The sequence below is a fragment of the Kribbella sp. NPDC050459 genome (assembly GCF_040655315.1).
Classification (GTDB): Bacteria; Actinomycetota; Actinomycetes; order Propionibacteriales; family Kribbellaceae; genus Kribbella.
In genome coordinates this window covers 577033-589867 of the sequence record NZ_JBFAJQ010000002.1, presented here as the reverse complement: position 1 = coordinate 589867, position 12835 = coordinate 577033, and the positions used below count along the sequence as shown (strand labels likewise).

Annotated in this window: 19 protein-coding genes and 1 tRNA gene; 17 read left to right on the top strand and 3 right to left on the bottom strand. The window is 65.4% G+C overall.

Annotated elements, in window-relative coordinates; all coding sequences use genetic code 11:
* Positions 1-19 precede the first annotated feature (19 nt).
* The 16 genes from AB0I12_RS08790 (at position 20) to AB0I12_RS08715 (ending at position 10324) form a co-directional block, all read left to right on the top strand.
* Entirely contained in the window at positions 20-862 is an 843-nt protein-coding gene (locus AB0I12_RS08790) for a phosphoribosylaminoimidazolesuccinocarboxamide synthase (RefSeq protein WP_359926613.1), read from the top strand.
* 2 nt (positions 863-864) lie between these two features.
* The gene (locus AB0I12_RS08785) at positions 865-1056 is read left to right on the top strand and encodes a hypothetical protein (protein WP_359926611.1); all 192 of its coding nucleotides are present in this window, start codon (positions 865-867) and stop codon (positions 1054-1056) included.
* A 70-nt stretch (positions 1057-1126) separates the two neighbouring features.
* The gene (locus AB0I12_RS08780) at positions 1127-1891 is read left to right on the top strand and encodes a GntR family transcriptional regulator (RefSeq protein WP_359926608.1); all 765 of its coding nucleotides are present in this window, start codon (positions 1127-1129) and stop codon (positions 1889-1891) included.
* A gap of 133 nt (positions 1892-2024) precedes the next feature.
* Positions 2025-2342 carry a hypothetical protein gene (locus AB0I12_RS08775; protein ID WP_359926606.1) on the top strand — a complete coding sequence of 106 codons (318 nt, stop codon included), beginning with the start codon at positions 2025-2027 and terminating at the stop codon, positions 2340-2342.
* A 49-nt stretch (positions 2343-2391) separates the two neighbouring features.
* Positions 2392-2751, top strand: a complete 360-nt coding sequence (locus AB0I12_RS08770; protein ID WP_359926603.1) for a hypothetical protein — start codon at positions 2392-2394, stop codon at positions 2749-2751.
* 139 nt (positions 2752-2890) lie between these two features.
* On the top strand, positions 2891-3745 hold the full coding sequence (locus tag AB0I12_RS08765; RefSeq protein ID WP_359926601.1) for a hypothetical protein: 855 nt from the start codon (positions 2891-2893) through the stop codon (positions 3743-3745).
* Positions 3738-4580 carry an FtsK/SpoIIIE domain-containing protein gene (locus AB0I12_RS08760; RefSeq protein ID WP_359926598.1) on the top strand — a complete coding sequence of 281 codons (843 nt, stop codon included), beginning with the start codon at positions 3738-3740 and terminating at the stop codon, positions 4578-4580. Before AB0I12_RS08765 ends, AB0I12_RS08760 begins: the two co-directional genes overlap by 8 nt.
* Complete coding sequence (locus tag AB0I12_RS08755) at positions 4577-4783, top strand: hypothetical protein (protein ID WP_359926596.1); 207 nt, start codon at positions 4577-4579, stop codon at positions 4781-4783. The genes AB0I12_RS08760 and AB0I12_RS08755 overlap by 4 nt, the downstream gene beginning before the upstream one ends.
* The gene (locus AB0I12_RS08750; RefSeq protein ID WP_359926593.1) at positions 4780-5100 is read left to right on the top strand and encodes a hypothetical protein; all 321 of its coding nucleotides are present in this window, start codon (positions 4780-4782) and stop codon (positions 5098-5100) included. The genes AB0I12_RS08755 and AB0I12_RS08750 overlap by 4 nt, the downstream gene beginning before the upstream one ends.
* Positions 5097-5441 carry a hypothetical protein gene (locus AB0I12_RS08745; protein WP_359926590.1) on the top strand — a complete coding sequence of 115 codons (345 nt, stop codon included), beginning with the start codon at positions 5097-5099 and terminating at the stop codon, positions 5439-5441. Before AB0I12_RS08750 ends, AB0I12_RS08745 begins: the two co-directional genes overlap by 4 nt.
* On the top strand, positions 5438-5701 hold the full coding sequence (locus AB0I12_RS08740; protein ID WP_359926587.1) for a hypothetical protein: 264 nt from the start codon (positions 5438-5440) through the stop codon (positions 5699-5701). The genes AB0I12_RS08745 and AB0I12_RS08740 overlap by 4 nt, the downstream gene beginning before the upstream one ends.
* Before the next feature lie 134 nt (positions 5702-5835).
* Positions 5836-6735: a hypothetical protein gene (locus AB0I12_RS08735; RefSeq protein WP_359926584.1), complete on the top strand. Its 900-nt coding sequence runs from the start codon at positions 5836-5838 to the stop codon at positions 6733-6735.
* A 115-nt stretch (positions 6736-6850) separates the two neighbouring features.
* Complete coding sequence (locus tag AB0I12_RS08730) at positions 6851-7129, top strand: hypothetical protein (RefSeq protein WP_359926582.1); 279 nt, start codon at positions 6851-6853, stop codon at positions 7127-7129.
* A 154-nt stretch (positions 7130-7283) separates the two neighbouring features.
* Positions 7284-8849 carry a replication initiator gene (locus tag AB0I12_RS08725; protein WP_359926579.1) on the top strand — a complete coding sequence of 522 codons (1566 nt, stop codon included), beginning with the start codon at positions 7284-7286 and terminating at the stop codon, positions 8847-8849.
* Positions 8850-8883: 34 nt separating this feature from the next.
* On the top strand, positions 8884-9069 hold the full coding sequence (locus AB0I12_RS08720; RefSeq protein WP_359926576.1) for a helix-turn-helix domain-containing protein: 186 nt from the start codon (positions 8884-8886) through the stop codon (positions 9067-9069).
* A gap of 16 nt (positions 9070-9085) precedes the next feature.
* On the top strand, positions 9086-10324 hold the full coding sequence (locus tag AB0I12_RS08715; RefSeq protein ID WP_359926574.1) for a tyrosine-type recombinase/integrase: 1239 nt from the start codon (positions 9086-9088) through the stop codon (positions 10322-10324).
* A 97-nt stretch (positions 10325-10421) separates the two neighbouring features.
* Here AB0I12_RS08715 and AB0I12_RS08710 read toward each other — a convergent pair.
* The 3 genes from AB0I12_RS08710 to AB0I12_RS08700 all read right to left on the bottom strand — a co-directional run bounded on the left by AB0I12_RS08710 (position 10422) and on the right by AB0I12_RS08700 (position 11575).
* Positions 10422-10504 (bottom strand) — tRNA-Leu (locus AB0I12_RS08710).
* A gap of 25 nt (positions 10505-10529) precedes the next feature.
* Positions 10530-11072: a peptide deformylase gene (gene def / locus AB0I12_RS08705; protein ID WP_359926571.1), complete on the bottom strand. Its 543-nt coding sequence runs from the start codon at positions 11070-11072 to the stop codon at positions 10530-10532.
* Entirely contained in the window at positions 11069-11575 is a 507-nt protein-coding gene (locus tag AB0I12_RS08700; protein WP_359926569.1) for an ACT domain-containing protein, read from the bottom strand. The genes def and AB0I12_RS08700 overlap by 4 nt, the downstream gene beginning before the upstream one ends.
* A 104-nt stretch (positions 11576-11679) precedes the next feature.
* On the opposite strand from AB0I12_RS08700, the gene AB0I12_RS08695 reads away from it, so the two are divergent.
* Positions 11680-12792 (top strand): histidine kinase, encoded by a 1113-nt coding sequence (locus AB0I12_RS08695; RefSeq protein WP_359926567.1) that lies wholly within the window; start codon positions 11680-11682, stop codon positions 12790-12792.
* Positions 12793-12835 lie beyond the last annotated feature (43 nt).

Sequence of the window (12835 nt, the reverse complement as noted above, 5' to 3'; positions counted from 1 at the left end):
GTGTGCTAGAACAGTGCAAGTGGAGCTGCTGCATCGGGGCAAGGTTCGGGATGTGTACAGCGATCGCCCGGGGGAGGTGATCCTGGTTGCGACTGATCGGGTGTCGGTCTATGACGTGGTGCTGCCGACGCCGATCCCTGACAAGGGGAAGTTGCTGACGAGTCTGTCGCTGTGGTGGTTCGAGCAGTTGGCGGACGTGATGCCGAACCATGTCATCTCGGCGACCGATGTGCCGGCTGAGTTCGAGGGTCGTGCGGTTCGGTGCCAGCAAGTGGACATCGTCCAGGTCGAGTGCATCGCCCGCGGCTACTTGGCCGGCCTCGGCTGGGACGCCTATCGGGAGACTGGGAAGATCTCTGGTGTTGAGATCGCCCCTGGACTTCTCGAAGGTGACAGGCTTCCGGAGCCGGTGTTCACGCCGACGACCAAGACGGCTCCTGAGGATGGGCACGACGAGCCGATGACCTTCAATGAGGTCTCGGAGGCGGTAGGGCCGGAGCTCGCGGAAACTCTGAAGGAGAAGACGCTAGAGCTCTTCAAGCGCGCTACGGCGATCACGGAAGGTCGCGGGGTCCACCTCGCGGACACGAAGTTTGAGTTTGGCCTCGCGAAGGACGGAACTCTCGTGCTCGCGGATGAGGTTCTGACCTCGGATTCCTCGAGGTACTGGCGCGACGAGGACTGGAAGCCGGGACAGCGGCAGATCTCGTACGACAAGCAGTTCGTGCGGGACTGGGCTCGGGACCTCGGAACGTGGGACAAGACGCCTCCGGGGCCTGAGATCCCTCCCGCGGTCGTTGAGGAGACACGGGCTCGCTACGTTGCCATGTACGAACGCATCACGGGTCTGAAGTGGGAATGACGATGGCCACCTGGGAAGAGATTTCGGAAGCGCGTCTGCGCGACGCGCTAGAGATCCAGAGGGTGCACAAGCGCCTGATCGCTGCCAAGGCGCAGGGCGTCGAGCCGGATCCGCACGACGCCGAGATCGCCCGTTCTGTCGCCGCGACAGGGTACGGCGGTATTGACCCGATCAACGCGCGGGACGATTACTAGACCGCTGCTAGGTGTTCCATCTATGCTGGCGGTGTTCTAGAACACCGACTAGAGAGTTCGAGGCCTAGCGATGCCCCCGAAGCTGGAGCGTCCCGCTCCGCCGTATCAGCAGATCGCCACCGAGATTCGCACTCGGATCTCCAGTGGTGAGTTGCAGGCCGGCGACTTGGTGCCGTCCGTGCGGTCACTGATGCGGGACTACGGCGTGGCGATCGCTACTGCCCAGCGCGCGCTATCGACCCTGCGCGCCGAGGGGTACATCAAACCTGAGCGCGGCGTCGGAAGCATCGTCACGACCGAGGAAGAGCGCGGTCGAGCCGCCAACGATCGCGTCGACAACTCTCGACGTACCGGCAAGATCTATCCCACCGGTAGCTACGCGAAGATCACTGAAGCTGGCATTGCCGAAGCGTCGGAACAGGTTGCCGACGCATTAGGTCTGAAGCTCGGCGCCCCTGTGATTCGCCGCGTTCGGACGACCTATCGGTCAGACGACAAGCCGACCTCCGCATCGACCTCGTACTACCGCGGGCACCTGGCGGAGAAAGCGCCGCTGTTGCTGAGCAGGGAGCGCATCAAGGAAGGCACGTTCGCCTATATCGCGAACATCCTGAAGCGCGAGGTCGACGCTTGGCAGGACCAGTTCGAGCCAGCAGCCGCTACCGCTGAGCAAGCAGAGAGACTGGGCCTGGACGAGGGTGCCCTCATAATGCTCGGGCGGAACTGGATCTACGACGACACCGGCGAGGTCCTGGAGTACGGCGAAAGCATCACCTTCGGACGTGTGACCTACCGAGGTCGACTCGGGGACTCTCCCACGCGCGTCTCCCGTTGACACTTAAGCGTCAACAGTCGGTCATCAATTAGTTGCAGTCAGTGCTTGTCGATAGCTGGTAGGTGTTCTAGTATCTGAACTAGAACACTCGCTCAACGGGAGCGGGTCGGACGCCTAGAAGGGGCGATTCCTGATGAAGCTGAACATCGACACCACGGGCAAGACGTTCACGGTCACCAAGGGTGTGGAGGAGAAGAAGGACCAGAACGGCCGGCAGAAGGCTGACCGGAACACCAACGAGCTGCTCTGGTCGGTTCAGGTGATGGCGCTCGACGAGACGGGCGGCGAGGTGATCAACGTGACTCTGGCGGGCAATGCCATGCCGAAGGTCAACGTTGGCTCCGTTGTCGTGCCGGTCGAGCTGGAGGCCATGCCGTGGGCCACCAACGGGCGGAACGGTGTCGCGTTCAAGGCCAAGAGCCTCAACGCCGCGTCGGGTTCTGCGAAGTAGTTCTCCACTCGTTCCCGTGATTCGTGCACTGCTCAGCTAGGGGGTAGTCATGTCGCAACCGATGGAAGACCGAACCGTCACAGCGAATCAGGCACGGGCCGAGTACGTGGCCAAGTGCAACGAAATCATCGAGATCGAGATGGTGCTGACCTACCTCGAAACCGCCCTCGTGCGCGGCCTGCAGGTCGCCGAACCGGTCGTGACCGACCATCGCGAGGTGCATGCCGTTTACGCGTCTGACGCGTTCTGGCAACTGCTGGAGATGTACCGCGAGGCCGAGAATCGGCGTCGTGATCTATACACCGCACGCGATTACGCGTTGCTGGTGTGGAAGTCGGCTTCCCCGATGGAAGCCACCGCGGTTGACGCTTACGTGTCAACGCTGATCGACACCATCAACAACCGCTAGCACAACCGCTGGAAACCAAGAACGGCCCTCGAAAGGGCCGCTCCCTGGAATCGAGACGCGAAGTCGGGCTCATGGCCTAGGAAACCGTTCCCGGCTTCGTGTCTTTCCTGACTCAACCCCCTGATCGGGAGGTCTTGTCATGTCCAAATCTACCCGCGCGCGCTCGACACGTCGAGCAGGACGCGGAAGCACCGCCACCGGAACCATCGAAACCATCATCCGGCCGTCTCAGTCGACACCGGTCAAGGTTCTGCTCGCGGTCTGGCGCTGGCGCTGGGAATTGCTCGTCCTGGCCAGCCTCGCCTACGTCACCATCGCCCACGGCGAGGCGATCACCGGCTACTTCCAGTCGAACCCGCTGTGGCTCAACGCCCTGCTGATCATCGTCCTCTGTGGCTGGATCGTCACCGACAACCCGGCACGCCGGTTCGTCCTGAACCGGATCTGGTGCGTGATCACAAGGCATCGGCTGCGCGCCTGCCTGGTTGAGATGCGGACCCTGAACTACTCAGGGAATCTGCCGTTCATCTTCGGATGCCTGTCCACCAAGACCGGCCAGATCGTCTGGCTGTGGATGCGTCCCGGCCTGTCGATGGAAGACCTCGACAACAAGGCCGAAACCATCGCGTCGGCCTGCTGGGCACGCTCAGCAGTCATCGCCCGGTCCAAGCGCAACGCCGCTGTCGTGCGCATCGAGATCAACCGCCGCGACCCGCTGTCGAAGACTCACATCACCTCACCACTGCTCAACGACACCAGCGACATGCCCGAAGCGGCAGTCGCCGACGACGCTGTCATGGCCTTCCTCACGCCCGACACCACCGACAGCGCCCCCAACGAGTCCACCGCGCGGCCGCCGGCCAAGTCCGGCAGTGCCGACACGACCGGTGAGACCCGCACTCGAACTTCCAAGACCAAGACCACCGCTGCCACCAACGACAGCCAGACGGTGATCTTGGGCGCCAACGGAGAAGACGTGTCCGACTATGTCTAGCTTCAACCCGAAATCGGTGTTCCCCCGGCTCACGCCGGGGGCCGCCCCCGCACCCAAGGGTGCCCTGTCCATCTACAACCCGACCTACCTAGGTCTCGACACACGCGGCAAGCCCGTTCGCGTCGGCATGCCGTACCGCAACATCCTCATCGGCGGTGAACCCGGCGCGGGCAAATCCGTAGCCCAAGGCAACATCGTCGCCCACGCCGCACTATGCATCGACGTGGATCTCATCCTGATCGACGGCAAGATCGTTGAACTGCTGCCGTACGCGCCGGTCGCGAAGGAGTTCGTCGGCAACGACATGCCCAAGGCCCTCCGCGTCCTGCGCGGTCTCCAGGGCGACTTGGACGAGCGCTACCTGCACCTGGCCCGCACGGGCCGCAAGAAGATCGTCGCTGGCGACGGCTTCCGCGCCAAGCTCCTGTGCGTCGACGAGTTGGCGTACTTCACCGTCACCGTAGGCACCAAGGAAGAGCAGGAAGAGTTCCGCGTCCTCGTGCGTGACGTCGTCGCTCGCGGCCGCGCCGCGGGCATCATCACCGTCGCATCCACCCAGCGCCCCAGCGCTGACATCGTCCCGACCTCGCTACGCGACCTGTTCGGCTACCGGCTCGCGTTCCGCTGCGCCACCGATTCCAGTTCGGACATCATCCTCGGCACCGGCTGGGCCAAGCAGGGCCACACCGCCGTGGACATCGAACCCGAAGCACTGGGCGTCGGATTGCTCCGCGCCGAAGGCGGATTCCCGCGCCGCATCAAGACCGCGCTGCTCGAAGACGAGCAAATCAACCAGATCGTCCGCCGCGCCGCTCACCTCCGGAGGGCCGCATGATCACCATCAAACCCGTCCCCGCCGACGCCTTCACTCGCGTCCGCGACAAGGACGGCAACACCGGCTGGCTCCACGACTGCGGAGCCTTCGCTTACTCACCCGACCAACCCCATCGCTGCGGCGTGTGCTGGTCCGCCCTGCGCAACGGCCAAGCCCACAACGGCAACTGGCAACGCGCTTACGTCACCAAGGAGGCGTCATGACCACGTACTACGACGCCAACGGCGGCGAACGCGACGACCGGATGTTCATCGGCTATGAGTTCACCGACAACTCGGTGGCCGGCATCAACCTCGCCTGCAACGGCGAAACCCCGCTGGTCGCGATCGACCTCGGCAACACCCCGATCGAGCTCGAGCTCATCACCGGCTCCGTGACCGCGCTGAGCAAACTCATCGACGCGCTCTACGAGGCACGCGCACTCCTCGAAGAACACCTCGTCGACCACGCCACCAAGACCGACACCTGGAACCAGGACCAGGTCTACATCCCCAACGACTGGACGGAGGACCAGCCATGAACACCGACCGATCGGCACGGTTCGAGTCCTGGAAACAAGGGCTCGAAGACATCGGCGCACTCATCCCCAACGATGGGCGACTGCCCGAAGGCACCAAGGTCTGGACCCCATACGGGGACATGGACCGCGGCGGCGATATCCCCGTGACCTACCGCGACCCCGCGTGGGCCTGGTACCAGGGACGAATCCTCGGCCAGTGCGACACGCACTGGTGGTTCGTCTTCCTCGGCTACGAAAACCTACCGTTCCTCTGCCAACGGCACATCACCGAGATCCGCCCGGTCGTCACCCCGCAGGGCACCGAGACGAGCGGACAGAACGAGGCGGTGGATCAGTCATGAGCACCGTCCGCAAGCCGACCCCGGCGAAGCTGGCAGCTCGCTACCGGCGACTCGATCAAGCCATGTACGCCGTGTTCAGCGATGTCCTCGACCACTGCGAAGACATCCGCGTCGAAGCCGAACAACGACTCGGCACCACCGACGAAAACGTCGTGATCGATGACCCCGAGTACGGCAAGGCCCTCGACCTGTTCGGTGAGGTCTTCGACATCAAGACCCGCATCCAGAACTTCCGCACGACGTGGATCGGAGACAACTGATGCACATCGCAACCACACACTCGGCCACTCCGGTCACAGTGCCAACTCTCCAGCCAGAAAGGCCGGCCACCACGACCAAGCTCACCGGCCTCACCATCCACAACACAACGGCCCTCACAGGTATCGACGGATGGATGGTCACCAAGACCACCGCCACCTACGCGGGCAGTCCCACAGCGGCGCTCAACGCCGTACAGAAGCAGATGGATCACGTCCGGGCCACCGAGGGCGGCAGAGCTACTGGCTACGCCTCGCTCATCGCGGTCCGCAACAAGCTGAAGGAACTCAGCACCGGCGGCAGTCACCCGGCCGTCTCGGTCACGATCAAGCGAGCCAAGAAGACCACGGCTCCCAAGGCTCGAAGTGGAACGGGTCTGTCACCGAAGGCGCGGCTGACACGTAAGCGTCAAGACGAGTACACCACCGCTGAACTGGTCTCCGCGCTCGAAGGAGCCTGGGCGGCGATCCGCATCAACCACACCGAAGTGCCTGCCGTCGTGATCATCGTCGGTTCCGGCACTGCCACCAAGCAGGCCAAGTACGGGCACTTCGCAGCCGGTCGCTGGCAGCACGGCGAACAAGCCCTGGCCGAAGTCCTCATCTCTGGTGAAGGACTCAAACGGCCCGTCGAAGAGGTCTTCACGACCCTGCTCCACGAAGCCGCGCACGCTCTGGCCGACGTCCGCGGGATCAAGGACACCAGTCGTCAGGGCCGGTGGCACAACCAGAAGTTCGCTGCACTCGCCTCCGAGCTCGGCCTCGACAGCACCAAGGATCCCCGCATCGGGTGGTCGCCCTGCACGCTCCGCACCGAGACAGCCGCCACCTACAAGAGCGTCCTGATCGACTTGAAGAAGGCGCTCATCGCCTACCGCCACCCCGAGATGGTGGCCGGCACTTCCACGAAGAACAACAACAACGCCATCGCGTGCGCATGCCAGTGCCCCCGGCGTATCCGCGTCGCCAAGCAGGTCCTCGAAGAGGGAGACATCACCTGCGGCGTCTGCGAAGCCGCCTTCGTGGCCGACGAGTAATCCCAGTCACCGAATCCGTTCGTTGCTGGCTCCCGTCTCCGGAACCCACCAGGTCCCGGAGGCGAGGGCGAACACCGAACACCGAACACATCCAGACCACCGAAGGGACACAGCAGTGACCACCGTTGACATCAACGCCTACGCCAACATCACCGCCCACCGGGCGATCGCCGACGTCGAGTTCCTGTGCGACTGGGTCGCCAATGACCACCTCGGCGGCCACGACTGGTGCCCCACCGTCCTCGAGCCCGGCGACGACTACGCGCTGGTCGTCATGATCAACCCCTCCACCGACCCCGAGCCCTACCAGGTTGTCGGCCGCTACTGCATCGGCTGCGGCTACCACCTGTTCGGCACCCCGGACTTCGAGATCGCACCCCCGCCGCTGGCCTGACACGTACGCGTCAACCCGGACGGCCCCGGCGCTACTGGACTGAACGCCGGGACCTGGACCACACCTCACCCGGGCCCGGACTCAACAGGGGCGGCCTTAATCAACCGGTGGCCCCCCAAAGCGACACCAAAACGTTCCGAAAGGAGGACCGACGATGACCACCACCCACAACCACCCGCACGACGTTCTCGGCGGCCTCCAGGAACCGCTCATTGCACTCAAACCGCTCCTGCCCCGCCCCGACGCTGGTAGGCGCTACAACCCCGCCTCAGCCGTCGAGCACGCCGTCCAACGCGCAGCCCAAACCGCGGACTACACCGCCTGGATCGAGCACACCGGATCGGCGGGCGGCTGCGTCCGCCCTATCCAGTTGCGCGGCGAAGCACACGTGGTGTCCGAACGCACCGGACGGATCATCTCCACCCGGCACACCGACGACATGCCCGACCGCGTCATCTACAAGGCCTGCGGCAACCGCCGCGCCGCCGTCTGCCCTTCGTGTGCAGAGACCTACCGCGGCGACACCTACCAACTCGTCCTGGCCGGTCTCCAGGGCGGCAAGGGCATCCCCGCCACCGTCGCGCAGCATCCGTCCGCATTCGTCACCTTCACCGCCCCCACCTTCGGGCCCGTGCACGGCACCCGCTCGGTCCGCACCCGTGACGGCCAGACCTGGACCATCAGGAACCGGGCCTGTCGCCCCCGCCGCGAACCTGACCTCTGCCCCCACGGCGTCGACCTGCGCTGCCACCAGACCCACCGCGACGGCGAGAAGATCCTCGGCACCCCGCTGTGCCTGGACTGCTACGACCACGACCACCAGGTCGTCTGGAACGCCCTCTCGGGCGAGTTGTGGCGACGCACCATGGACCGCGCCAAAGAGATCCTCCGCGCCGAAGCCAAGAAGCACGGGGCGACGGTCAAGCTCTCCTACGGCAAGGTCGCCGAGATGCAGGCCAGGGGAGTAGCCCACTTCCACGCGCTCATGCGCCTCGACGGCGTCAACCCACTCGATCCCGGCGTGATCGAGCCGCCTGCCTGTGCCGCGACCTTCAGCATGCTCGCTGACGCGGTACGCCGCGCCGCTGCATCCACCCGGTTTCGGTCCCTCCCGCACCCCGATCGGCCCGAAGGCTGGCTCATCGAGTGGGGCACCCAACTCGACCTGCGCCCAGTCCGGCTCGCGGTCGACGGCGCGATCACCGACACTGCGGTGGCTGGGTACCTCGCCAAGTACGCCACCAAGGGCGCCGAAGCCACCGGGCACTCCTCCGCGCGGCTCACCAATGCCACCGTCCACCGCTACGCCAATCACCACAGCCATGCCGGCCGATTGGTCGACGCCTGCTGGCGACTCGGACGCCCCGGCTCCGACCTCGACGAAGCCGAAGCCGTCAAGAATTCCGGACGCCTCTCCTACCGGCGACTCCAGCGATGGGCGCACATGCTCGGCTTCGGCGGCCACTTCTCCACCAAGTCCCGCCAGTACTCCACCACCCTCAAAGCGCTCCGTGAGGCACGCGCGAACTGGCGACGCGACCACCACCGCACGAAGGACCACACCGACGACGTAGAGACCACCCTCATCGTCGGCAACTTCACCTACGCCGGAACCGGCTGGAAGACCATCGGCGACGCACTCCTCGCCAACACTGCTGCGGCCAAAGCGCGCGAGCATCGGCGTCTCGTCAAGGAGCTACTTGCCGAGAGCAACATCTAGTGACACGTAAGCGTCAACGAAAGGAGGTTCAGACATGACCGACATTCAGATCTTCCTGACGGTCGAGGAGGCCGCTGCCGCGCTTCGCATCGGCAGGACTCGGATGTTCGATCTGATCGCTAAGGGCGAGGTCAGTTCGGTGCTGATCGGTCGCTCGCGTCGCGTGCCGGTGGATGCGTTGCGCGAGTACGCCAAGAAGCTCGAATCAACCGCGGCTTAGAGGGGAGGAGATCCAAATGGCGCGTAACGCCAACGGTAGGTCATCGATCTACGAGGACGCTGACGGCGTCTGGCATGGCTGGGTGACGGTCGGCATCAAGGCGAACGGCAAGCCGGATCGACGGCACCGGCGCGGGAAGACGAGGACGGAGGTAACCAACAAGGTCAAGGAGCTCGAACGGCAGCGTGCCGAAGGCGTTGTGGCCGTCGCCGGGAAGGTGCCGACCGTCGCTCAGTGGATTCGAACCTGGCTGTCAGACATCGCTCCCCGAACCGCGAGCGAATCCACGATCGAGTCCGTCTACCGTCCTCGGCTCGAGAACTGGGTGATTCCACGAATCGGCCGGCATCGCCTCGACCGACTGAAGCCGGAGCACCTGGACGCTCTCTACATCGAGATCGCCGATGCCGGGTTGGCGAGCAAGTCTGTTCTCATGGTTCATCAGCAGATCAGCCGATGCCTCAAAATGGCGGTTCGTCGGAAGATCATCAGCGTCAACGTCGCCACGCTGATTGATGCGCCGAAGCACCGTGACGCCGAAATCGAAGCGTTCGCGCAGGAGGAAGCACGGGCGATCCTTCAGCAGTCTGTCGGAATGCGGAACGGCGCGCGGTGGTCAGTGGCGTTCGCACTTGGGTATCGGCAGTCTGAGGCGCTCGGTATGCGCTGGAAGTACCTCGACCTGGAGAAGCGGCGCATTCAGGTGTGGCAACTGAAGCGGAAGCGGTTCTCGCATGGCTGCGCCGATCCACGCGGGTGCGCAAAGAGTCGCCACACGAAGAACTGCATCGCCGGATGTGCAAAGCATGCTCGGTACTGCCCAGAGAGACAGGGCGGCGAATGGGAGTTCCGGCCGCCGAAGGGTGGGAAGACCAGATGGAGCGCACTACCGGAGGAACTGATTCCCCAGTTGCGGGCCCAGAAGGCCGCACAGTCGGCGGAACGACTCGCGGCGGGGGAGCTGTGGGAAGACTGGGACTTAGTCTTTGCCGGCCCGACCGGGCGACCGATCAATCCGCGGCGCGACTGGGCCGAGTTCAAGAGCATGCTTCGGGCGGCCGGCCTTCGCGACGGTCGTCCTCATGACGCACGACACACGGCGGCAACGCTGCTGTTGGAGCAGGGCGTAGACATCCGCGTCGTGCAGGAGATCCTCGGGCACTCCACCTTGGCTGTGACCAAGCGCTACACGCATGTGACGAGCAAGCTCGCCGAGGACGCGGCGGCGAAGATCGGAAAGGCTCTGTGGGCGTGATTCAGAGGGCAACTGCAACCGCTGGTGCAACCATCACCAGGCTCGAGAAGCTCTGGCTTATATTACTGACCGCCTATCTATGCAGGTCAGATCAGAGTGCCCGGGACGGGATTCGAACCCGTATGCCTGTGAGGGCCGCGAGGTTTAAGCTCGCTGCGTCTGCCGTTCCGCCACCCGGGCTGGAGGCTCGGGATGAGAGTACTCGTTACTGGTAGACCTTTCGGGGGTACACGGCGTGGGCGCCGGCTACTTGGTCGAGGAAGAGTTTGCCGTTGCAGTGGTCGATCTCGTGCTGGAGGGCGCGGGCCTCGAAGGCGTCGGTGGTGATGGTGAGCTGTTCCGTCGTACCGGGGAGGACTCCGGTGACGGTGAGCCGCGTGGCGCGTTTGACGTCGCCGGTGAAGTCGGGGACGGACATGCAGCCTTCGCGGGCCTTCTCGTTGCGGGAGGCTTCGACGACGACGGCGTTGCACAGGACGAAGACGCCGTGGCAGGTGCGGGTCTTCGGGTGATCGGTGACGTCGAGCGAGAACATCTGCGCCGCGACGCCGACCTGCGGCGCGGCCAGGCCGACGCAGCCGGGGGAGACCCGCATGGTCGCGACGAGGTCCGCGGCGAGCTGGATCATCTCCGGATCGAGCGGGTCGACGAGAGCGCCTTCCGTCGCCAGCACCGGGTGCGGGGCCCGGACGACCTCCAGAATGTTGCCCGCCACGTCAAGCCGGGCAGGTGACCAGTCAGTGATCACAGTTCGTCGCTCTCGGCCGGGCGCAGCGTGACGCCCACCCCGAGCTCCTCGGCGGTGATCTCGAGCGCCCGGCTCAGCGTCTCGAGCTCGGCGGTCGGCGGCAGCTCGACCTCGGCGGTCAGCACGTACAGGCCACCGCTCAGCCGGGTCGTCAGGTCGGTGATCGTGCCGCCGGCGGACGCGATCATCCGGGTCACGGCCGCCACGATCCCGGGCCGGTCGGCGCCGTGCACGCTCAGCATGTACGGCGCGCCGATCGGCGCGTGTTCGTGCTCGGGGCCCATCGTCCGGACCGTGATGACCAGCTCGCCGCGCAGCGGCTCGAGCGCCGCCTCCACCTCGTCGTACGGGCCGGCGCAGACGATCATCATCGCGAAGTGCCCGCGCAGCAGCGTCATCGTGGAGTCCTCGAGGTTGACGCCGGTACCGGCGAGGGCCTCGGTGACATCGGCGATGATGCCCGGGCGGTCCGGGCCGATGACGGTGACTGCGAGCTGACTCATGCCCGGCAACCTACCGTCGACCTAAGTACCGAACCGCACCGACTTCGGTATCCGGACACCCGCAAACGCCCCGGAGATCGCTTACTCACCGCTACATTCATGCCATGAGCGAACCGCGTCGTACCGCCCGTAACTGGGTCGTGGACAGCGTGTCGTTCGTGCTGGCGGTCCTGATCGGGCTGCTCGCCTACAGCGAGGGTGAGTCCGACCCGGTGTCGCGGACGCTGCTCGCGGTCGACTTCTGGTCGGGGATGGTGCTGTGCCTCGCCCTGTGGTTCCGGCGCTGTTGGACCGTCCCGCTGGCGCTTCTCGCGGCTGCGGTCTCGGTGTACTCCGACGCCGCGGCCGGGCCGGTGCTGGTGCTGACCATGACAGTCGCCATCCACAAGCCGTGGCAGACCTCGATCTGGGTCTTCGCGGTCAACTGCGCGGCCACGCTCAGCTACCTCCAGGTGCGGCACAAGGACGACTGGAAGACGCAGCTCATCATCGGCATCACCTTGTACGCCGCCATGGCCGGCTGGGGCTTCTACATCCGCTCGCGGCGACAGCTCCTGCAGACGCTGCGCGACCGCGCCGATCGGGCGGAGACCGTGGCGACGTTGCAGGCCGAGCAGGCCCAGCTCAGAGCCCGCGAGGAGATCGCCCGCGAGATGCACGACGTACTCGGGCATCGGCTGTCACTGCTGAGCGTCCACGCCGGCGCACTGGCGTACCGTCCGGACGCGTCCACCGAGGAGGTCGCCGGCGCGGCGGAGATCATCCGGGCGAGCGCGCACCAGGCGCTGCAGGACCTCCGGGAGGTGATCGGCGTACTGCGGGCCCCTGTCGGCGACCTGCCGCAGCCCGCGTTCGCCGATCTGCCCGCGCTGGTGGAGGGCTCCCGGGCGGCGGGCATTCCGGTCGAGCTGACGCTCGATGCGCCCGGTGCGCTGCCGGAGCACGTCGGGCGTACGGCGTACCGGATCGTGCAGGAAGGTCTCACCAACGCGGTCAAGCACGCGCCGGGCGAACCCGTGACGATCAGCGTGACCGGTGCCCCGGGCAACGGATTGTCCGTCGAGCTGCGCAACCCGGCGCCGAACCGCCGGCGCGGCGACGGCCAGGGACTGAAGGGATTGAGCGAACGCGCCGCCCTGGTCGAGGGCCGCGTCGAACACGGCCGCACCCCCGAAGGCGACTTCCGCCTCCTCGCCTGGCTACCGTGGCCCCCGTGAGCGAGCGAAGCGAGGTCACCATCAAGCACAGCCCATCTTGTGC